Below are 22,483 nucleotides of genomic sequence, written 5' to 3'. Positions count from 1 at the left end.
TTTTTACACACACTTTTTGTCCTATAACTCCAATTTCATATTTCAGCTTGTTTGATCCGTCTATAACCAAATAACTTTGCCCTGAATCAAGCTCTTTTTCATTAGTCCATGGCGATAACAACTTCGCCCTGAGCCAAGCTCTTTTTCACATCAATAATACGTTGATTCTTCGAGCCGCGGAACCGCAAGCTTGGGTCGCGTAAAGCATCCACAAATTTGCCGTCCACTAAGATATCGCATTGTTCCAATAACTGTCGTTTAGCCGGGCAAGCGATGAGCTCATCCCAGGTATAACCGGAGTACGCCCAAATATCCTTTTCAGGCACCGTTTCACGCACCTTTTTCACAACCGGCAACAAACCGTCCACGTTTTGAAACGGTTCGCCACCGAGCAAGGTAAGGCCCGATACATTCGGATCGCTCACGTAAGTAAGTACTTCTGCCGTTTCCTTATCGGTCCAAAGCTTCCCTGCCTGTGGGTTTTGGTATTCTTCGTTAAAACAATTAAAACATTTATGTGTGCAACCGGTAACAAAAATAGACGTGCGGATACCGTTTCCGTTGGCAATATCTAATTTGCGAATTTGTCCATAATTCATTACGGCTCGCCTCCTCTACCTGCTCAAATTTAAAAATAATTGTTACTTCGGCACAATCATTCTCATATACCTAAATAAAATATTCTTACCTAAATTAAATAATCTAAACAAAAAACAGGTCATGAAATCATGACCTGTTTTTGAGTGTTAAATATGCATTACTCGGTCTTTAATTTCTTTAGTACGTCCTTCATTCCAGAAGTTTTCACCTAAATAACCGCAAGTACGGCGGATTACTGTCAATTTATCACGGTCCGTGTTATGACAACGTGGGCATTCCCAATCATTGTTATCGTTGACTTTAATTTCACCGTCAAAACCGCAAACATGACAATAATCTGATTTTGTATTAAATTCCGCATAGGAAATATTATCGTAAATGTATTTAATCATAGTTAATACGGCCGGAATATTGTTGGTCATATTCGGAATTTCCGCATAAGAAATGCAACCGCCGGTCGACTTTTTCTGGAATTCCGATTCGAATGCAAACTTATCAAATACATTAATTTCTTCCCGTACGTTTACATGATAGCTATTTGTGTAATAACCTTTATCAGTAATATCTTCGATTTCACCAAAACGGGCGCGGTCCAAAGAGCTGAAGCGATTTGTAAGGCTTTCAGCCGGTGTACCGTATAAAGCAAAGCCCATGTTATGACGTTTCTTCCAAGTGTCAATGGCTTCGTTCAAACGATCCATGACTTTCATGGCAAATACACGGCCTTTTTCACCGGTATTGGACTCGCCCGTAATAAGCTTCGTTGCTTCGTACATACCGATGTAACCCATAGAAATCGTAGCATAACCGCCTTTAAGGAATTTAGCAATCGGTTCGCCTTTTTTAAGACGAGCAATCGCACCGTGCTGCCAATGAATCGGCGATACATCACTGGTTACGTTCTTCAATAATTCATAACGCAATAATAAGGCTTTTTCAACCAATTTCAAACGTTTATCCAAAATTACAAAGAAACGTTTTTCGCTATGACGTGCCAAAATACCGATTTGTGGCAAGTTGAGACTTACTACGCCCATGTTGAAACGACCGTCGAATACATACTCCCCCTTTTCGTTTTTCCAAGGAGACAAGAACGCACGGCAACCCATTGGGCTGAAAACATTACCTTCGTAATTTTCCTTCATTTTCTTGGCGGAAATATAGTCAGGATACATGCGTTTAGCCGTACATTTAGCAGCCAATTCCGTTAAATAATAATATGGTGCGTCGGGGTGAATATTGTGTTCATCCAACACATAAATCAATTTAGGGAACGCCGGTGTAATATACACATTCGCTTCGTTTTTAACGCCCATAATGCGCTGTTTCAAAATTTCTTCATCGATGAGTGCCGCTTCTTTAGCATATTCGCTGTTTGGGTCAAAATGCATAAACAAAGTTACAAACGGAGCCTGACCGTTCGTCGTCATCAATGTATTAATCTGGTATTGAATAGTCTGAATACCGTCTTTAACTTCTTTGCGCGTACGTTTCCAAGCAATTTCTTTCGCTTTTTCCATATTCGGTTTCATGTCATAGATTTCAACCTGTTCTTCCAAAACATTGGCTAAAATCTTATCATACGATTTACGTACAAACGGCGCCAAAATACGGTCGATACCGTTAATACTCTGACCGCCGTACTGACCGGAAGCAACTTGCGCAATAATCTGCGTCGTTACGGTACAAGCAACCTGGAATGACTTCGGTGTATCAATCTTCTTACCGTTAATAACAGTACCGTTGGTGAGCATATCTTCCAAATTAATTAAACAGCAGTTGAACATCGGCTGAATGATGTAATCCATATCATGGAAGTGAATAGCGCCGCTGTCATGAGCCTGCACGATATCCGCCGGAATTAATTTACGACGAGCAATGTCCTTGCTTACTTCACCGGCAATAAGGTCACGCTGTGTGGAAACAATGGCTGCATCCTTGTTGGAGTTTTCATCAATCAATGCTGTGTTGCTGCGATCCAACAAGCCAAATACATCTTTATCAGTCGTATTTTCTTTACGTTTAAAAGCCTGAACGGCTTTGTAGTTTTCATAAGCACGTGCCGTTGCCGGATTATGGTATTCCAACAATTTGTAATATACCTGGTCTTCAATAGCATAAATTGTCAATGTTTTGCCGATCTTATGAGCGTATTCTTCGATTTCGTCAGCGATACGCCCCGCCAATCCTTCTTCATATAAACCGGTACTGCTATTCATGGCTTTTTCGATAGCTATTTCGATTTTTGTTTTATCGAATGGCACTTTCTGGCCATCACGTTTAATTACCTCCAACACGGTAAAGCCTCCCTAACACTTACTACTAAATATAGTATGTAAATAAAAAAAGATATTGACAAATAAGCAATGACCATTTGGCCACCTAGTTAAATACCCCAGTACTTACCTATAAATGGAAGCAACCGGTACTTTACAGTCACCAGTTGCTTTCGTCTTGCTTATTATACAACATCTTGTATCTGATTTCAATATATTATACTATATATTATTTTCATGCTTGACAACACTTTGAAGGTATAATTGCTTTAAACGCACAATATCAACCTTCGAGCAGGCTGTCAAAGGCAGCTCATCAAGCCAAATGATATCCTTCGGCCGTTCTTTGGTGAGTAAACGCTCTGATATGGCACCTACTATATCTTGTATAGGGGTGTTACTGTTTTTAACTAAAAAAGCCACCGGTTGTTCCCCCCGAAGTTCGTCCGGCACACCGATAACCGCCCCCGCCGTTATGCCGTCAATGGCTAATAAACGGCTCTCTAAATACGGAATAGACAGCTTATAACCGCCTCGATTAATCATAGCCTGCTTCCGCCCGGTAAAAATCAATCGCCCGCTATCACTAATGTAACCCGTATCTTCCACCGTAAAAGGCAAAGTTAACCCTTCTATACCATATGGTGTATCTACATAGATAAAGCTGTCAACGCCTACCGTAACGGTAACGCCCGGAAACGGATAGCCCACCGTGTTCGGTTCTGCCAACCACTCTTCGCTGGAGCAATAGGTAATATAATTTAGTTCACTGGCGCCGTAATAAAGAATAAATTCCGTATGCGGTTGTTTAGCTTTGAGCTTATGCAGTAGCTTAGCATCCAGCGTTTGTGATCCCGTAAAAATCATTCTGAGGGACTGTAACGTATCCTGTAAAACCGCTGTAACCAGACGCAATTTCGTGGGCAATAAGTACCAATGAGTCACTTCATATTGCTCACTCAATGTCAGCCAAGTACGGGGCGACATATGAGCCGACGTAACCACCGTGCCCCCTTCATAGATAACCGATACAAGGGTATTGAAATTGCCGGTAAAACTTAAACTGCCTTGTTGGAAAATAATCGTACCAAAGTCGATTTTAAAGATTTTATTCTGTGCTTCGAAAAAATCCACCCAACTGGCCAACGGCCGCCATAAGATTTTAGGCAAACCGGTGGTGCCCGAAGTAAGCACGCCGAAATCAGCTTTTGGATTGACACTACGGTCAATAGTAAAACCGTATTTAGCTTGCAACTGTGCCAGACGTTCATCGCTTAAATCAGGATGACATAGAATGGGTAAGCGTTTCGCTTTCATCGCTCCCAACCACTGTACGAATTGCTGCCATACCGAATCAGAGCGGATATACTCAATACGATTGTTAGCTTGCGCGGAATTCGCCTGCCTGGAATGAGACTTCTCGGAATTCGCCTGCCCCCTGTCTGCTTGCGAAATATCTATTTGCGCCGTATTCGCCAATTCTCGGGCTACTTCACGAATCCCCTTATTCAGCATTTCATAGGTGTACGTTGCGTCATCTACAACCAGAACCAACTTATTCGGATAATTCTGAGCCATATAATCGAGACGTTCCCAAAAGGAAAGACCCTTCATAGCAACTTTAGGGTCATTCAACTCAACGGCCTGAGAGAAGGTTGTTAAATTTTTTTCACGCATCACAAACAGCCTCCATTCGTTCAATAAGCATGGCCGTCCCCATACCACCGGCACCGGCAATAGCACAAATCCCATATCTACCGTTACAGTACTCTAAGGCAGCCATCAAATGGAGCAAAATAATCGCTCCCGAGCAGCCGAATGGATGACCATAGGCCAACGCACCGCCCAATTGGTTGTAACGATCCACATAGGCCTTATAATTGCGCTCAAAGAGCACATCAATCACCGCAAAGGCCTCATTCCATTCCACCGCATCAATATCATCCATGGTGAGTCCCGTTTTGGCTAGAAGCTGTTCGGTTGCCTGCCACGCCCCTTCAGGACTATATAAAGGATCACCGCCAAAAGTAATGGCGTCGACCAACTTAAAAGGGCCTACTTCATTACTTAAGGCTACAAAAGCCGCTCCGTCATGAGTAAAACAAGCATTGCCGGCCGTCACCAAGGTTCCCGGTCCCAAAACAGGCTTCATGCGATTCAATAAGCGTTGTGACAGTCCGGGTCGCACACTTTCATCCACATAGTCTCGCCCCATGTCTAACACATAGGGCGCTAACAAGCCTTCATCACGAGCTCGCCCGGCCGCTTGTTGGCTCCGCAAGCTCCAATAATCCAACTCTTCTTTGCTCACATCATACTTTTCGATGGTTCGTTGTGCCCCTTTTAACATAGCCTGCGCATCATTCTCCTGTGGTGAAAACTGAGCCACCATATATTCACCTATTCTGTCATCCCCCGCTGCATAGGTCCTGAGGGGTTGTAAGGAGCTGCTCTCCGTGCCGCCGGCCAGCACGCAATCCGCCATGCCGCTACGAATCGCGCGAAAGCCCTGAATAATTGCGGCACCGGCCGAGGCGCACTGCATATCTACCGTATAGGCCGGTGTTTTTTCACCATAACGAGAATTTAAGGCCGTTAACCGGCCAATGTTACCGCCGGTGCCGACCGCATTGCCACAGATGATTTCAGCCACGTCAGGATACTGTTCATACAACGCATCTAAGACACGAGCCCCCAATATTTCTGGTTTTATCGATTTAAATTGCCCCTTATAAGAACCAATGGGCGTCCTAAGGCCGCCCATTATGTACACCGGAGACAATGTTTGTTGTGTTTTCATAATGCCTCCAACGAGAAATTGTCTCTTAGATATTCAATTTAACCGCTTTCATACCTAACCAAGCAGCAATGCCACATTTAATAAGGTCGCCGGGGATAAACGGCAACACATACCCCGCTATGGCTGCTTCAAGTCCGATATTGGTTACAATCATGCCACCAATCATACCGAAAATATACGTAATCGGAATGGTAATAACGGCGGAACGCCAAAAATAACTGAAGAAAGACGGCGTTTTACCTTTAAGCATACTGAGAATAGTATAGGCAATCGGATAACTGATGTAGTAACCGCCGGCAGGGCCTAGGATTTTACCAAGACCGCTGGTACCGCCGGAAAATACCGGCACCCCGATAATGCCCAATAATAAATACACACAAATAGTAATAAAGGCTTCCTTTGGTGGTAATAAAAATCCGATTAAGCATAATACCAAAGTGGTAGCCGTTACCATGGCCGGTGAAAACGGAATTGGGAATGAAATATAAGCGGACACACAGGTCAACGCTACGAGTAACGCCATTTTGGTCAATTTACGAGTATCTGACATAATAAACAACCTCACAAACTAAAATAATAATCACAAAAATATGAGTGTATTGGCTTAACTACAGTTTAATGTTAAGCTACTCATCAAATAAAAATAACACTCTTAAAAAAAATGAAGCCACACCACAAAGTAAGGAAAACGCAACCTACTTGTAGCTGCAGGTAAACACCGGTCGATGCGCAGTAAAACCTTGGATGGTGCGACCTGATCTTTGTAAAACAATTGTCTCATCTACAAAGGTAGGCCTACGAAATCGAATCTTCACAGCTGTCACATCCGTCCCTACAGTTTCAGCTAAATACGCCGCCATGGCCTCCAAAATCTGGCAGCCCGACACAATGGCATTTTCCTGCTGATGAATGCTGTTATGATCTTCTACATCCGTTACAAATTCTAAAATTTCAGATCGATTGAATGCTCGCCAAGGCACAACATCAGTCGGTATCTGATAATCCGCCTTCGCCGGTTTCGGCTTCACCGGAATTGAATCAGGCGTTAAAACTTTTAATAGTACCGTAAGCGCTTCATTGCCTCTTACCAGCTCAGTTTCATACCACTCACCGTTCTGACGAACTTCGGTGTGCTCCGCCGGCTCTGCCAAACGTTGCCATTTTAATTGCGCAATCACCATTGAACGGGGTAATTCTTTATCAGCTTCAATCATAGCCTTAAATAACTCACGCATTTTGGAGCCCCCTCTTTCGCAAATCTACTTAAAATTATATTAAATTCATGCTTATTCGTCAACTACGCGCCATTCTCATTGTTAACAAATAAAGCCTTTCCCAAAGTGTACTCAAAAGCTGTGAAGTACTTACTTTGAAAAAGGCTTTTTGTTACAATGTTTTAATCAATTCCTGTAAATAGGTACGGAATGAATCTTTGCAATGTTCACTGCGCAAGCCATATTCCACGGTGGCTTCCAAATAGCCAAGGCGGTCACCTATATCATAGCGACGGCCTTCGTATTCTAAGGCATATACGTCACTCTGCAATGCGGCAAGGCCATCGGTAAGCTGCAATTCACGCCCGGCGCCAAGCGGAGTATTTTCCAACACCCCAAAAATCTCAGGTGTCAAAATATAACGCCCCAAGACAGCCAAATTAGATGGTGCCAAATCGCGTGACGGTTTTTCAACCAAGCCATCCACTTTATAAATATGAGGCTCAATTTCATGCCCTGCTACGATACCATAGGAACTTACCTTTGTTTCCGGTACGCGCTGAGTGCCAAGAATCGTGCCACCCATACGCTCATGACAATCTATTAATTGCTTTAAACAAGGTTTTTCAGGGTTATATACCACATCATCACCCAGTAATACGGCGAACGGTTCATTGCCTACAAAAGCTTTGGCGCAAAGAATGGCATCACCCAATCCACGCGGTGCTTTTTGACGAATAAAGTGAACCCGAATATCCGCCAAGGAACGAACCATGGCCAACTGTTTTTTCTTGCCCTGCTGCTGTAACAACTGTTCCAATTCAACACTGGTATCGAAATGATCTTCAATGGCTCGTTTATTGCGCCCCGTAATAATTAAAATCTCTTCAATACCGGAAGCCAATGCTTCTTCCACAATATATTGAATCGCCGGTGTATCAACAATCGGTAACATTTCTTTAGGCTGTGCTTTGGTCACCGGTAAAAAACGTGTACCGAAGCCGGCGGCCGGAATAATAGCTTTGCGTACTTTGCCCATGTTTGAAAGACCTCACTTTTTTCCGTCATAATAATGATTAAGAGTAATTATGAAGCCATGCCATAGGGCACAGCTTCATAACCTAAAACATCTATACTTCGTTCAATTACTAGAAATCTTTAGCAACTACCGTATAAGACCATTTTTTCTGTTTAGACTGATATGTGAGCCACCCTTCAAAGGAGTGCATATCACGATGCCAAGTATAGTCTACATAACGCAACTCACCGGACTGTACATCACGTTTCGTAGTAATCGTAAATGTATCCAAACGAGTCAGGCGGAAGGAAGCCCCCACCGTAAAGTTATGAAGAATGTCTTCACGGTCAAACGGATATGGCGAATTATCTTTCGGATCAATATTATTCTGACGATAACCGGCAAATACGTTAACTCGTGAATTTATTCGCCAATTCGTATTACCGCCCCAGTACGGCATGCTGCGAATATGGTCGTTATAGCCATAGTAATCACGCTGATAGCCGGCAAAGAAACGTAAATTGGCATTTTTAGCCAATTTAATTGTATCATGGCTTACTTCACCAAAGTACATGTAGTGACTGCCCTTGATGTAATCTTCTTTCCAATAACCGGCCGTAGCACCGCCACGAACAGTAAACGGCGTATCGCCAATATGGTACACATTGGTATATACGGAGAATTCCGGTTTCTTTTCTACCCAAACGGTGCGGGCATTTAAAGTGGCCGATTCACGGCTCACGCCGACCGTAGCAACGCCCCAAGGCAAGTAATGACGATAACCGTAACTTGGCTTAAAGCCTTCCTTGGTCATCCACTGATAACGGAAGAACAATTCACCGTCATCACCAACCGGATATTTAAGACCGCCCTTCAAGCCGAAACCATCGTCGCTGGAATACGTCGGTCTTGGAATCAAGTCAAACACACTAAATTGACCTTGACGATCATTGCGAAGGGATACTACATATTTCTTCGTACTCATGATTTTACCGTTTTTAATAAACAGCTTGGCATCATGAATAATGGCTTTATCCCCCGGATACACTTCAATGGTGCTGCCTTCAATACGATAATCGGGCACACCTTTATAGGCCATAGCATGTTTGGTAGTAACCCAGCCTTTGGTAATAAGGCCCTGATTACCGTCGAATTCTGCTTTTTCAGCTTTCACATAGTATGGTTCTACATAGCCGATAACATCAGGTGCCGTCATAGCATTAGTGCCGCTGTTAAATACTAAATCTTGGCCCCGTAAGTCCTTAGTGGCCCCTTTATTTTCCAGGTAATGAAACTCACCATCCGTCGTATACTCTTGGGATTTAGTATTACCTAACAGCTTTTCACTATGAATTTCACGACTGCCCTGATAAGCATCTACTTTACCGACAGCCACAACATTGCCGGTAGCACTGCTGTAATACATGCTGTCCGCATCAACTTTAACAGGTAACTCACTGTCATTTACCGTGGTCACCGGCTTACCGCGACGGACTACACGAATAAGACCGCCATCGGACTCGCCCATATTAGCGATGGTTACCGGATTGGAATCGGTTGCAACATCTTGAGCATTTTCATAAACAAGGCCTCTATTATCGGCCGCCTGCACGGCTAATAAAGGCATAGCGACTAAAGCGGCACCCAATGCATACTTAGCCTTTTTCATTACCATCTTTTACCTACCTCATCTTCACTGGATTAGTTGCGTTTTACAACAATTATTGGTTGTGATTGTGATACATTCGTTTGATCCGCAGTGTCAGCACTTGCTTCTTCCACTTCACCATTGTCCTCAGAATCGCCATCTTCTACCGTTGCCGCTGAATCATCGGACTCTTCCACTACCTTCACCGGTGTATCTTCGTCTTCATAAGAGTCGGCCGGAACTAAGGTTACCGGTTCCGATGCATCACCTAATGTATAGTCATCATAGGAATCTTGGGAACTTGGATCGCTGGAATTATGAGCCTGGCCATCACCGCCTACGACAATCCCCTGTACGGTTACCAATTCTTGTGGCTGCACATAAATTGTAGCCCCTACAGGCAAGTCGATATTCTTACCCTTTACAAAGAAACCGCCTACTAAACCGACAGGACCCAATAATACGGCACCGGCTACAGAGGCGCCGGCTGCTTTCAATTCCTGCTGCGTACGAGCTTTTGCTTCTTCCCCTTGAATAGCTGTAAATTCAGTGCCATCCAATGCCGGAACTTTATCAAACATCAAATCTAATTTACCGTTACGACCAAAAGAGGAGGCTTTTTTAAGTTCGGAAATATGACCTTCCCCAACAGTACCTGCCGGTACCAATAAGATATTACCGTCCATCAGATCTTCCGACACGGTAAAGCTGAAAGTATCACCCAGTTTGCTGGTAGCCGTATTAATCGGCGTATTCAAAGTTACGGCAAATACTTCCGTGCTTGGTGCCGAGCCTACTTGAGACGTCAATTTCAAAGGTGCTCCGTTAATCGTTTTGGCTAAGGCATTAATTCGTGTGTCCAAGGCACCGGTACTGATACGACCGGTTACACTGCGTTCCAATTGTTCCACACGAGAAACTAAGGAACCGTTGCCCACTTTATTCTGGTAATGCCATTCCAACATGGATAATTCTTGACTTACCGATACTTTACCACGCGTATTGCCATCGATGGAATTATACAAGGAATCAACTTGTGAATTTAAAGTACCGGAAGAATCTCTACCATAAACGGTCTGACTAATCTGCTGCACACGATCCACTAAAGCCCCAACCTGCGTGGAACCATATACTGTATTTTCTAAGGCATCGGTTTTCTCTAATACGGTTTCCGGAGCCGCCCATACCTGACCGGTCATAAGCGCTGCTACCGCCAACGTAAGCATGTGTTTTTTCATACATCCTCCAAATAAACAAGACTTAACCTATTATTGAATGCTATTCGCCTCAATGCGTATTAAACAATATGATTAAATTTTGAGGTCAATAATAGCGGATACGCCAACCCCTTGAATACGGGATGCATTAACAGGGTTCTTGCTGTCGATAGGCACTAAACCTTTTACACGAGCTACATTATTAAAGCTGGCTTCCAACTGAGCTACCGCTTCAACGCGCTCTACTTCGGAAGCAGGACCCGTTACCTGAGCCGCCCCGATGTAACCGTTCGTACCTACACTGACAATCGGCACAACCTTAGTCGTATAAGTAGTGCTCAAGTTATTCTGAGCTAAAATTTTATTTAAAAAATCATTAATCTGGCCGCCGAAGCGATCAACTAAGATGCCCACGCCGCCGACTTTTAAAATGCTGCCTAAATTCAAGCTGAATGCTTGCGTCGTATTTACTAATGCACCGGTAGAAAGTGTTGCAATGGAAACGGCCATAACCGTTGCCAATAATTTCTTTTTCATATCTATGTCCTCCTCTATCGTATACATAATTAGCGGTTTATACTGATGTTATTATATCACAAATCAAAGCCTTTGTCCTTGTATAAGCGCCGTAAATACGCCATTCATTTTATAATTCATCATTTTTTTATATGCTAATACACTCTATTTTAAAGTGCATTATACTTATGTCTAAATTTTTATATGCTGCCATACACCACTTCTAAAACGCCAACCGGAAAATGCCGTACGCATACTCTGATCAATTAAAAGAGCTATCCATGCACCATACAGACCGAATCCCCAAGTAAAACAAAGGAGATATGTAATAATCGGTCTGAAAATAGCAATAACAAAGAGCGAATATTTCATAACATAGAAATTATCGCCCGCCCCTTTAAGGACGCCGGAATATACTAATTGCAAAGCCTGCGGGAAGCTGGCAAAAGCCATGAGAATCATAATATCCGCCCCCAGCTGCCAAACCAACCTATCTTGGGTGAAAATATCAAATACTACATTGCGTAAACCAAAATACAAAACAAAGCCGATTACCGAAATAATAAGAGCGATGCGAACACCGATTTTGCCGTAAGCCTCGGCTAAGTCAGGTCGTTTTTTCCCCAACGATTGCCCCGTATAAGAAGCACCGGAATAACTTAAACCCATGGCAAAATAGTAAAAAATATCAATCAAATTCATACAAATATGATGTGTTGCCAACGCCACTACACCTAATGACGCCACCATTTTGGTATACGCAAACATACCAAAACGTTCAAAAGCCTGCTCACCCAAAGAGCTGCCACCGATATAATAAATACCCTGTAAGATTTCACGATTGAATTTCCAACTGCCCCGATGCCACGACAAATGGGAGTCTTTCGCATGAATTGCATATAACAAAAGAAAGAAGATTAAGGTGTAGCTCGTCATAGTGGCTATCCCGGCTCCTTTGATGCCAAGCGCCGGAATCGGTCCCAGACCGTAAATCAAGGTAAAACTCATAACTACATTAAGCACATTACCGATGGCATTAGCTTTAAAAATAGCCTTCGTGTTACCCACGCCGATTAATGCCGCCCCCAGCATAACACCTAAGGCCGAAAAGAAAAGCCCGATAATGATGAATTGACCATAGGCAACGGCCTCATCAATATAAGAAGCCTGAGCTCCGGCAAACGTTAAAATAGGATTTAACAGATAAAAACAAATACACAACAAAGGCACGTAAAACAATACGGTCAATAATACCCCTTGTTTTAGTACGGAGTTCATCGTTTCATAATCCTCTTCCCCTTTGCGTCTTGCCACAATGGCTGTAATCGCAATCGCTGCGGAACGGACAAAAACGAGCATCACCATAAGCGGTTGACTCATAATCCCTACGGCCGCCAAAGCATCGGCTCCAAGAGCTCCTACCATAGCCAAATTGATGGCTGTCATAAGTTGCAACAACAACCCCTGCATCGTAGCCGGCCAAGCTACATCAATATATTCTTTATAAATTTCTTTTGTTGTCGGCACCGGTCCCAAACGTTTCGCCGGCGGCAAAATATAATCAATCCCAAATCGTCCCGCTAGTCCTAATAACATGACAACTCCTCTTTTTCAAAAACCCTGTTAAAAACCTCTCGCTATAAAAAAACACTCCTAAACAGAGGTCAAGGCCCTTGCCTAGGAGTGTTTATTAACTCGCATTTAATTATACACAGGATTCGTCAATTCTCATAGACCGACTATAAGTCTTAATTTGTCTTATTGAGGCAACGAAATGATGTCAGTGAAGATATCGCCTGCTTTTTTAATGATTTGTTCGTTACCCATAACGCTGATATGACTATCTTTCATAACCGAAGCTACCACTTCAGCCAAAGCCTTAATATCGCTCTGACGGGTCGCAATTACCTGTTCGCGCAAACGTTCCGCATCTTCAGGCGTTGCTTCACCGAAATATTCGCTCATAGCGCGCGGTCCGCGTAAAGCCGGCGTCAACGGAATATCGAGACCACTCATGGTACCGATAATATACTTACGCATTTCACGGTCGGAAATATCAAATTTCGCAAGATATTCGCTGAGCTCGCTGTATACTTTCAATGTTTCCGTCAAATTAGGGTCGCGATAACTGCAAAGTACAAAGTTACCATTGTTGTAGAAGTTTACGAAGGCACCATAAGCCCCACCCTGAACACGGATACGCGTCCACAAGTAATCATAACGCAAGATGACTTCCAACACCTTCATAGCACCGCTCGGTTTGAAGCCGTGGTCACGGAAGTTACCGCCTTGGGCTACGTACTGAACCTTACCGGAGGTAACAATACCTTCGTTAACATATTCCTTCGTAAGTTTCAACCCTTTAGCTTCAACAGCTTCATTCGGCCACTGTGGCAATACTTCCGTAAGCAATGTTTTGAAAACTTCAAATTCATGAGCTTCCCCGACAAAGTTAATGTCCACATTAGCAGGGCGGAACAATTTAGCCGCTACGGCTGCCAATTTTTGAGGCAACTCTTGAAGGGCTTTTTCATCAGCGGCTAACGCTGCCAACTGTTCAAAATAACCGAGGTTAGCGGCATCGCGGAATTTACCGAGTTCCGAAATCTGAGCAATGACACGATTCATTACAATGGTATGACCGCGACGGAATGCATCGGTATCCCAAATAGCTTTCGTTTCTTTAATGAGCTCGGTCAAACGATTTACATTGGCATAGTCAGTCTTCGTAACCAATTCAGACACAATGCGTACCAAAGCATCCAATTTATAATGTAACGCTTTGGCTCGTACGATAAATAACGGCGTAAACGCATCGCGCTGATTATATTTCGTGAAATCGGAGATGCTCGCACTGAAACCGCCGAGGTTCATATTAATTTCCTTGGCAATTTCGTTGTAATCATGCTCGGTAGTATTCACGCGGGAAATAAGATCGCTCAACAAGTTAGCATAGAACAATTCAGACTCATCAAGGCAATCTAAATGGAAATAGAAGCTGGTGTAGTTAATCCCTTTAGCCTGAGTCGGCACGAAATGCAAGTTCGCATCCCCCAGTTTGCTGTCGATACGTTCCACTCGTTCTACTTTAGGCGATAAATCGCTGAGTTCCAATAATGGAATGGTAGCCAACGCTTCTTCCGAATCCGGTGCCGCCTGACATGCTTTAAGGGCTTTTGTCTGTGCCACAATCGCTTCGATTTCAGCTTCGGTCATGTTAGCTTTAATTTCTTTTAGCTGAGCACGTTCCGCTGCTTCTTTCTTTTCCTGCAAACCTTTTTCCGGATAAATAGAAACGAGAGCTTTATGCTGATTCTTAAGCAAGCCACGTTCGATTAACTCTTCAAAATAACCGTTCGTAAGTCCTTCACGCAACTGTGTTAACGCCTCTTCGTAACGCAATGCCTGAATCGGATCTTTGTCGTAATTCCACTGATCCATAACGCGAATGCCGTAAGCCAAACCAATCGGACGACCCCCAAAATCAGCTTCGCGCAAAGCGAATTCCGTAATATTAAGGGATGCTTCCAATAAGCTCTTATCAAGGCCTTCCTTCACAAGTCGCGCAAGTTCCGATTCCACCAATTCCTGAACGCGCGCCTGTTCCTTCATTTCAGAACCGCTAACCGTTACATTCCAAATCGGCTGACGAACGCTATCTAAGAAATAACCGCTAATATCGCTGCCTACACCGGCTTTAACGAGTTTTTCCTTAAGTGGTGCTGCCGGCGAAGTCAATAAGGCATGGGTCAAAATATCAAGCCCTAAGCTGTCCACAACAGATATTTCCGGCATTACATAGGTAAGCGCATGCATAGTCTTGCCGCTTTCGCTCTCTTCCGTACCAATGCTGTACGGGTAGGCTGTTACTTTACCCTCAGCAAATGGTTTTTGCAAGGTAATTTCGGAATCAACCGTAATGGCATCAAAGTTTTGCAAATATTCATCGTTGATGAACTTTAATTGTGCTTCAATGTCCATTTTGCCGTACAAGAAGATGTAGCTGTTGGACGGATGATAATTTTTTTTGTAAAAACCTTGGAAATCTTCATAGGTCAAATCAGGAATATTATCAGGATTACCGCCGGAATCAACGCCATAGGTCGTATCCGGGAATAAATCCGCCATCATGTGGGTTTCCAAAATGGAATCCGGCGAAGAATATACACCTTTCATTTCGTTGTATACAACGCCTTTATAGGTCAATTCATCGTCCGCATTATCCAATTCATAATGCCAACCTTCTTGCATGACGATTTCTTTGTCAGTCGCTACGCGTGGGTAAAAAACAGCATCCAAGTACACATCCATTAAATTATGGAAATCCTTGTCATTCTTGCTGGCCACGGGATACATCGTTTTATCCGGATAGGTCATAGCATTCAAGAATGTATTAAGGGAGCCTTTAACGAGCTCTACAAATGGCTCTTTCAAAGGGAATTTACGTGACCCGCAAAGTACGGAATGCTCCATAATATGGGCCACCCCGGTGCTGTCCTTAGGTGGTGTGCGGAAAGAAATGGAGAACACTTTATTCGTGTCGTCCGCATCAATGTATAATAAACGGGCGCCGGACTTCTCATGGCGAAGCAAATAAGCTGTGCCGCTGATTTCCTGAACAGTCTCAATGCGCTCTACTTTAAAACCGCTATAGATATTTTGTTCTTTCATAGAAAAACTCCTTTATCATTATTTTATATTAAGCAATTAATTGATAATAATTAACTTCTCGGGCACTCAAATAAACTGTGCACAATTTATATTATACTAAAGATGAGTAAGATTTTCAAAATAAAACAGACTTTCTTAGGTTACTTCTATATAACCTAAGAAAGTCTGTTTATTGATAAGTTTAATAAGCCCTGACAGCCGCGCTAATAATTGCTATTGAACACTATTAACCGCGATTGCCGATAACTAAATTATCATGAATAGCACGAATCGCATCTTTTACGCGATCTTCCGCAATCAAGCAAGTAATGCTGATTTCAGAGGTACTGATAATTTCAATATTAATATTTTCTTCGCCCAAAATGCCGAACATCTGAGCAGCTACGCCCGGTTCACCAAGCATACCGGCACCGACGATGGATACTTTGGCCATTTTTTCATTAATGACATATTCTTCCATCTTCGTTTCCGCTTTAAGGCCGTCCAACACTTCACGAGCCAATACGACATCATCCAATGTAATGGTGAATACGATATCCGTCTTCTGATCTTCCACAGTACGAATGCTCTGCACAATCATATCCACATCAACATTTTTATCTGCCAAACTTTGGAAAATATGATGGGCAATGCCCGGTTTATTTTCAACGCCTACCACTGAAACTTTCGCCACATTGGTATCGTCAGCCACGCCTTGGATTACATGTTCATTTGCTTTCATTGTATAGTCCTCCCGAATAATGGTTCCCTCATTGTCACTGAATGTAGAGCGTACATGAATCGGCACGCCGTAACGGCTACCCATTTCTACGGCACGAGGCTGCATAACACCCGCCCCCAAGCGAGCCATTTCAAGCATTTCACCGTACGTAATTTCATCCAATTTAACCGCATTCGGTGCAATTCGAGGGTCGGTCGAATACACCCCTTCCACATCGGTGAAGATTTCACATACATCCGCCTGCATTGCCCCCGCTAATGCAACGGCTGTCGTATCGGAACCACCACGTCCGAGAGTCGTAATATCACCACAATCGGTAATCCCCTGGAAGCCGGCAACAACCACTACGTTACCTTCATCAAGGGCTTTAAATACACGTTTCGGATCGATTGTCAAAATGCGACCTTTCCCGTGATTATCACTGCTCAAGATACCGGCTTGAGCGCCCGTCATGGAAACGGCCGGTTGCCCTTTTTCCATAAATGCCATAGCCACCAACGCAATGGATACTTGTTCCCCTGTCGATAACAGACGGTCCATTTCGCGACCAAACGGTCTCGATGTAACAGCGCGTGCTAATGACACTAAGTCATCAGTCGTATCGCCCATAGCCGATACAACGACTACAACGCGGTCTTCCGGCTGTTTGTCACGCAAAACGCGGTTGACTACATTGTAAATTTTCTCCGGTGAAGCCACAGAACTGCCACCGAACTTCTTAACAATTAACGCCACTATGCATCCCTCTTTATCTCTAAAAATACTATAAAATATATAAAGATACTCTATCATAAAAAGGCTCTTTGTGTAAAGCATAAAAGCCTTTAATCTTCATCTAAAGACAAGTTCACTAAAAAAGTACTGAGTCCACATACATTTCAGCCGATTTTACACCGACCGCAATGGTTCTCCCTCCTTGATTAGCCTTCTATTCTGGTCTTAATATCTTCAACCTGAGCTAACAGCTCATCGAGGCTGAAATAACCGGCGCGACGTGTAATTTCCTTGCCATCCATATACACAACAATGGCCGGCACCGTGAAAACACCTTGCTGAGCCGCCTTAGCCGGCTCTAATTCCACCGATACATAGCTGTACTCAATACCTTCCTGTTCCTTCACCCAAGCGCCCAGCTTCGTCTCTAAAGCGCCACAAGGCTGACATGTGTCGGAACCGTACTGCACGATTGAAATCATAGGCCTCTCCTTTCTCTCCTTTCATTATATACAATATAACGTAGTATTAATAATCTAAAAACTTTCTGACTTCGCATTTCAAAATCACTTGCTATCAAAAGCTTCCGGTTCTTAATAATGCAAATCTACTTCAGCGCGATAAAAGACGCACACGCAATAAAAAGGGGTTGTAAGCAAAACATGAGCTAAAAACTCAATTTCGTTACAACCCCTAATAGCTTTCGTTTACGCTGTTATTGACAACGAAGTAAATCGGAAAAAGTTATTATTGAACAACGATATCTTTTTCAGATTCCCATAAGCCGTGGATATTGCAGTAAGAAGTAGCAATCAATTTACCGGATTTTTTGAAGGATGCTACAACAACACCGGCTGCTTCTGCATATACAGGGCCTTCGTTGGCACCGGCAGCGGCTTCACCATGTACGTTGAATTCGAGGCGAGCTACTTCGTAAGGAAGCGTAGTGCCTTTTTCAACATAGTATAATTTGATCCAAGAAATATGATGTTCAGTTGTGTTTGGATGCGCAATGTCTTTGCCTACTTCCAATTCAATGTGAACTTTTTCACCTGCTTTAACTGTATCAGGTGCGGTAATTACAGGAACGTGTTTTTCATTCTTGAAATCTGCGGATTTTACATAGTTTGTTACTGCCATTGATATAACCCCCTTGGTCATAAAAATTATATCCTATAAGAACTTTCTTATAGTAAAAATTAATAATAACTCTCTATAAGTTAATTATATCCATTTACCTCGATTTTTTCAAGCACAAAATACTAATTTTTTCGATTTATAAACATGCCTTTGACATGAATTTTACTAAAACTCAATGCCCCTGGCTGCTTTGATGCCCTGTTGATAAGCATGCTTAACTACGCGCATTTCCGTAACGGTATCGGCCATGGCAACGATCTCCGGCTTCGCATCGCGCCCGGTAAGAACCACATGAAGGCGCTCCGGTTTGGTTTTCAATAAGTCCACAACCTGTTCAACCGGCAATAAGCCAAATTTTACGGCATAGTTGATTTCATCAAAAATTATGAGGTCCCATTTATCGGACATCACTTCTTCCGTCAACATCTGCCAGGCATTATCAGCCGCTGCCCGATGAGCTTGTAAATCAGCCTCCGAAGTTTCTTTATTGTGAAAAACAAAGCCTTTACCCATAGGGCGAATTTCGATAGGCATACCGGCCTTTTGTAGCGCTTCTATTGCTTTCAGTTCACCATAGGCTTGACCGCCCTTAATAAACTGTAAAATCAGCACGCGATAACCATTGCCAACGGCACGCAAAGCAACCCCTAAAGAGGCCGTTGTTTTGCCCTTGCCGTCACCGGTATTGACCAGAATGAGGCCTCGACTAGGCTTAGCCGTCGCAGTTGCAGCCGCTGTAGTTGCACCCGTGGTAGTTGCGTCCGCCATAGTGGCAACCGACATAGCTTCAGCCGTCGTATTGGATTTTAACACTTTATCAGTCATCCTAAGCCTCCTTGGCACGATAGGCCTTGGCAGCCGCCACAAAACGTTCCGCCGCCGCTTCATTACCGGCAAAGTTTAAATGCAAATAGCTGGCCAATACATTGTCTTTGCTGTAACCGCCTTTATAAGACTGCAATTTGCGGCCCCCTTCGAAATGAAAAGCCCACGGGAATTCAGCTTCGGTAATCTGCGGTGACAATTCCATCGTAGAAAAATGGAACTCATGACCACGCAAAGATTCATCTTTAGGTGCCAATAAGGTATCCCCTAAAGCCGTAGCCGTTACATAGCCAACTTTTTGTAATTTAGCCTGCATGACTGTCTTAGCCGGCACAAGGCCAACCATAGGACGGGTAATATTTTCAAAATCGGTAACCGACTCGCAAAGATACATGAGACCACCGCACTCCGCGTAAATCGGCATACCGTCAGCGGCTGCATCCCGTATAGCCGCCATGAGGCCTGTATTTTCGCTAAGTGTTTCGAGGAACATTTCCGGAAAACCGCCACCAAAAAGCAAGGCATCTACATCAGGTAACGTTTTATCGGTAAGCGGGCTGAAGTAAACCAAATCCGCCCCTTCCGCCGCCAAAGCCTGTAAGCTGGCCGGATAATAGAAAGAAAACGCTTCATCATAGGCTACCCCGATGCGAGCTTTTGGCCCCGTCACTTCTTTTGCGGTCAATTCCGGCACCATCAAGGTTGGCGCCGCCGTGGCTAAGTTAGCCAATGCATCCAAGTCGACACTAACCTTTACAGCTTCGCGAATCGTCGTCAACGCCGATTGCGGATCCGTTTCCGTCACCGGCGTAAGACCTAAATGACGTTCCGGCGAATGCATCCGTTCATCGCGCCGAATGGCCCCGATAACGGGAATCCCCAAGCGTTCCATAGCTGTACGAATCATATGCTCATGATTGTCGGAGCCGATGCGGTTGAGCAAGACGCCCGCCAAATTAACGGCCGGGTCATACTCTTTAAAGCCCTTGGCAATCGCTGCCGCACTTTCGCCCATAGCTTTACAATCAATAACCAAAATAACCGGTGCATCAAGCGATTTAGCGATTTCTGCGGTGGAGCTCACGCCTTCACGGCCGCCGTCATAGAGGCCCATAACGCCTTCCACAATCACCAAATCCGCATCCCCTGCCATACCGGCAAAGAAAGGCTTCATTTTATGGGGCGGTACCAACCATGTGTCTAAATTGTAACAATCACGACCGCTGGCCAGTTTATGAAAACCGGGGTCAATATAGTCAGGGCCCACTTTAAAAGCTTGCACGGCCTTGCCCTGCTCGTGATACGCCGCCAATAAACCGGCTACAATGGTCGTTTTACCTACACCGGAATTTGTTCCGGCGATGACAACTCTCGGAATAGCATATGATTTCATAGTCTTAGCGATCCTTACGCTTAGCCAATACAGTGGATAAATAGTTTAATTTCAAATCAGCCGGTAACTCATCGAGACCGCGATATACTTCTTCGCCATCAAGACCAACACGACTGATCATTACAGCATCATCAGCCATATCGTGTTTTTTCAAAACTTCCTGAACTTCGTGGAAATTGCGATATACTTTCATGATTACCGCATCATCGGCAACTGCTAATACTTTGTCGATTTTCTCTTTAGGTGCTGTAGCCGGCACAATAGCCAACACTTCTTCCTTTTCTACAATCGGATAACCTAAATGGGAACCGATAGCACAGAATGCGGTTACGCCCGGAATTGTTTCGATTTCAAAACCGGTGTTTTCAATCAAACGATATACATACATATACGTACTGTAGAACATTGGATCGCCCAAAGTAAGGAATACTACATTCTTACCGGCTTCCAAATAGCTGAGGATGATTTTTTTGGCTTCCTGCCAACCTTCAGCCTGCGCATTGTCATCAAGCACCATTGGGAACACAACCGGCACGATTTCCGTATGTTCCTGGATATACGGTTTAGCAATGTTGAGCGCTACGGAACCGTCTTTCTTTTCGGTTTTTGGCGTAATAATAATATCCGCTTCGCCTACAATACGAGCTGCTTTGACAGTCATTAATTCCGGATCTCCGGGACCTACGCCGATACCAAATAATTTACCTTTCATGATAAACTCCTTTTCTTAACACTTGATAACAAAACTATCTTGAAATTGAATCTTGCTTAGATAATACTTTCTTATTGTATGCGTTACTTGCCGCAAAGAGCAAGTATTTTTTATTTAATCTTAGGAATACTCGGCCGATGGGAACTGCGTTTTTCATAGCGCCCGGCCATGGCATCTTTTAAGTGGTCTGCGAATATTTCCTGAACACCGCGATACTCACCAAGTCCCTTCAAATGACGTACCACTTCAAAGCCTGCTTCTTCCAACATGGATTGTACACTGTCATCTTCATCGCCGAAGATATCGTTTAAGGCATGATCACCGGCCACTAAAAGAAGGGGATGCACCTGAATGCGTCCCGGCCGTTTCCCGTCAAGCCATTCCCACGGAATAACCGTATCCTCCAATTCGGGGAAGCATTCCAAGGTCGTCACACGAACATTGGTATGACCGGTACGCCACAATTTCAACTGTAACGCGGCATACGCCGTGTTACCTACGCTCATGCCACCATGACCGACCAATAACAGACCTTCTTCTGCCGGTACATTAAGTTTTTTTATAAAATTCTCAATGAGTGCTTCATAGTCATCAGGTCGTTCTTCCTGACCGATAAAATACAGTAAAGGGCGTCCCATAGCAATGTGTTTCAAAGAACCTTGTCCTTCATAAGCCATTATATTGGCTTTCAATTTATCAAATTCTTCGCCGCCAATCATATGAAGCGGTTGCACCGCAATGGATTCATAGTCTTCAGCAATTAAGGCCTCAATGGCACTCTGCTCCGTATCGATTTCTTCGCCCCGTTCACGCAAACGTTTAACAATAATGCGTGAAGTAAAAGCTAAACGAACTTCATAGTCTTTAAACTCTTTTTTGATAAAATCCACAACCGGATCGATTTGATTGATCCGTGCCGTTGGCACCGTAGTGCCAAAAGCGACTACTAAAACAGCTTGCTTCATACACCCTCCTTTAAAAAAAACGGTCCCCAAAACGAGGACCGTTAGTATGTAAT

General features: G+C 43.7%; 19 protein-coding genes. All 19 read right to left on the bottom strand.

Annotation, left to right across the window (positions count from 1 at the left end; all coding sequences use genetic code 11):
- Positions 1-101: 101 nt before the first annotated feature.
- The 19 genes from nrdG to QZL64_RS05440 all read right to left on the bottom strand — a co-directional run bounded on the left by nrdG (position 102) and on the right by QZL64_RS05440 (position 22,430).
- Positions 102-599 (bottom strand): anaerobic ribonucleoside-triphosphate reductase activating protein, encoded by a 498-nt coding sequence (gene nrdG, locus QZL64_RS05530; protein WP_021841007.1) that lies wholly within the window; start codon positions 597-599, stop codon positions 102-104.
- 147 nt (positions 600-746) lie between these two features.
- On the bottom strand, positions 747-2,897 hold the full coding sequence (gene nrdD / locus QZL64_RS05525; protein ID WP_021841006.1) for an anaerobic ribonucleoside-triphosphate reductase: 2,151 nt from the start codon (positions 2,895-2,897) through the stop codon (positions 747-749).
- 201 nt (positions 2,898-3,098) lie between these two features.
- Entirely contained in the window at positions 3,099-4,553 is a 1,455-nt protein-coding gene (locus tag QZL64_RS05520) for an AMP-binding protein (RefSeq protein ID WP_021841005.1), read from the bottom strand.
- On the bottom strand, positions 4,546-5,676 hold the full coding sequence (locus QZL64_RS05515) for a thiolase family protein (RefSeq protein ID WP_021841004.1): 1,131 nt from the start codon (positions 5,674-5,676) through the stop codon (positions 4,546-4,548). Before QZL64_RS05515 ends, QZL64_RS05520 begins: the two co-directional genes overlap by 8 nt.
- 25 nt (positions 5,677-5,701) lie before the next feature.
- Positions 5,702-6,226: a biotin transporter BioY gene (locus QZL64_RS05510; protein ID WP_021841003.1), complete on the bottom strand. Its 525-nt coding sequence runs from the start codon at positions 6,224-6,226 to the stop codon at positions 5,702-5,704.
- A gap of 145 nt (positions 6,227-6,371) precedes the next feature.
- Positions 6,372-6,911 carry a hypothetical protein gene (locus QZL64_RS05505; RefSeq protein ID WP_021841002.1) on the bottom strand — a complete coding sequence of 180 codons (540 nt, stop codon included), beginning with the start codon at positions 6,909-6,911 and terminating at the stop codon, positions 6,372-6,374.
- Positions 6,912-7,062: 151 nt separating this feature from the next.
- Entirely contained in the window at positions 7,063-7,929 is an 867-nt protein-coding gene (gene galU / locus QZL64_RS05500; RefSeq protein ID WP_021841001.1) for a UTP--glucose-1-phosphate uridylyltransferase GalU, read from the bottom strand.
- Between the two features lie 109 nt (positions 7,930-8,038).
- Positions 8,039-9,583, bottom strand: coding sequence for an LptA/OstA family protein (locus QZL64_RS05495; protein ID WP_021841000.1), 1,545 nt, complete (start codon positions 9,581-9,583; stop codon positions 8,039-8,041).
- Positions 9,584-9,609: 26 nt separating this feature from the next.
- Entirely contained in the window at positions 9,610-10,794 is a 1,185-nt protein-coding gene (locus tag QZL64_RS05490; protein WP_021840999.1) for a hypothetical protein, read from the bottom strand.
- 72 nt (positions 10,795-10,866) lie between these two features.
- Positions 10,867-11,310 (bottom strand): hypothetical protein, encoded by a 444-nt coding sequence (locus QZL64_RS05485; RefSeq protein ID WP_021840998.1) that lies wholly within the window; start codon positions 11,308-11,310, stop codon positions 10,867-10,869.
- A 171-nt stretch (positions 11,311-11,481) separates the two neighbouring features.
- The gene (locus QZL64_RS05480) at positions 11,482-12,885 is read right to left on the bottom strand and encodes an MATE family efflux transporter (protein ID WP_021840997.1); all 1,404 of its coding nucleotides are present in this window, start codon (positions 12,883-12,885) and stop codon (positions 11,482-11,484) included.
- A 162-nt stretch (positions 12,886-13,047) separates the two neighbouring features.
- Complete coding sequence (locus QZL64_RS05475) at positions 13,048-15,960, bottom strand: insulinase family protein (protein WP_021840996.1); 2,913 nt, start codon at positions 15,958-15,960, stop codon at positions 13,048-13,050.
- Positions 15,961-16,186: 226 nt separating this feature from the next.
- The gene (locus tag QZL64_RS05470; protein ID WP_021840995.1) at positions 16,187-17,416 is read right to left on the bottom strand and encodes an aspartate kinase; all 1,230 of its coding nucleotides are present in this window, start codon (positions 17,414-17,416) and stop codon (positions 16,187-16,189) included.
- 185 nt (positions 17,417-17,601) lie between these two features.
- Positions 17,602-17,877, bottom strand: a complete 276-nt coding sequence (locus QZL64_RS05465) for a thioredoxin family protein (RefSeq protein WP_021840994.1) — start codon at positions 17,875-17,877, stop codon at positions 17,602-17,604.
- A 265-nt stretch (positions 17,878-18,142) separates the two neighbouring features.
- Positions 18,143-18,535 (bottom strand): class II SORL domain-containing protein, encoded by a 393-nt coding sequence (locus QZL64_RS05460; RefSeq protein WP_296309350.1) that lies wholly within the window; start codon positions 18,533-18,535, stop codon positions 18,143-18,145.
- 165 nt (positions 18,536-18,700) lie between these two features.
- A complete protein-coding gene (cobO, locus tag QZL64_RS05455; protein ID WP_021840992.1) occupies positions 18,701-19,360 on the bottom strand; it encodes a cob(I)yrinic acid a,c-diamide adenosyltransferase in 660 nt (219 codons plus the stop codon).
- 1 nt (position 19,361) lies between these two features.
- A complete protein-coding gene (locus QZL64_RS05450) occupies positions 19,362-20,753 on the bottom strand; it encodes a cobyrinate a,c-diamide synthase (RefSeq protein WP_021840991.1) in 1,392 nt (463 codons plus the stop codon).
- A 4-nt stretch (positions 20,754-20,757) separates the two neighbouring features.
- The gene (gene cobI, locus QZL64_RS05445) at positions 20,758-21,465 is read right to left on the bottom strand and encodes a precorrin-2 C(20)-methyltransferase (RefSeq protein WP_021840990.1); all 708 of its coding nucleotides are present in this window, start codon (positions 21,463-21,465) and stop codon (positions 20,758-20,760) included.
- A 110-nt stretch (positions 21,466-21,575) separates the two neighbouring features.
- Positions 21,576-22,430 (bottom strand): sirohydrochlorin cobaltochelatase, encoded by an 855-nt coding sequence (locus tag QZL64_RS05440; protein ID WP_021840989.1) that lies wholly within the window; start codon positions 22,428-22,430, stop codon positions 21,576-21,578.
- Between the last annotated feature and the right edge of the window lie 53 nt (positions 22,431-22,483).

Origin of the sequence: Veillonella sp. CAG:933 (assembly GCF_000431435.1) — a bacterium.
GTDB lineage: Bacteria > Bacillota > Negativicutes > Veillonellales > Veillonellaceae > Veillonella_A.
The sequence above is the reverse complement of the archived record's forward strand: the minus strand, read 5'-3'. Positions and strand labels throughout refer to the sequence as shown.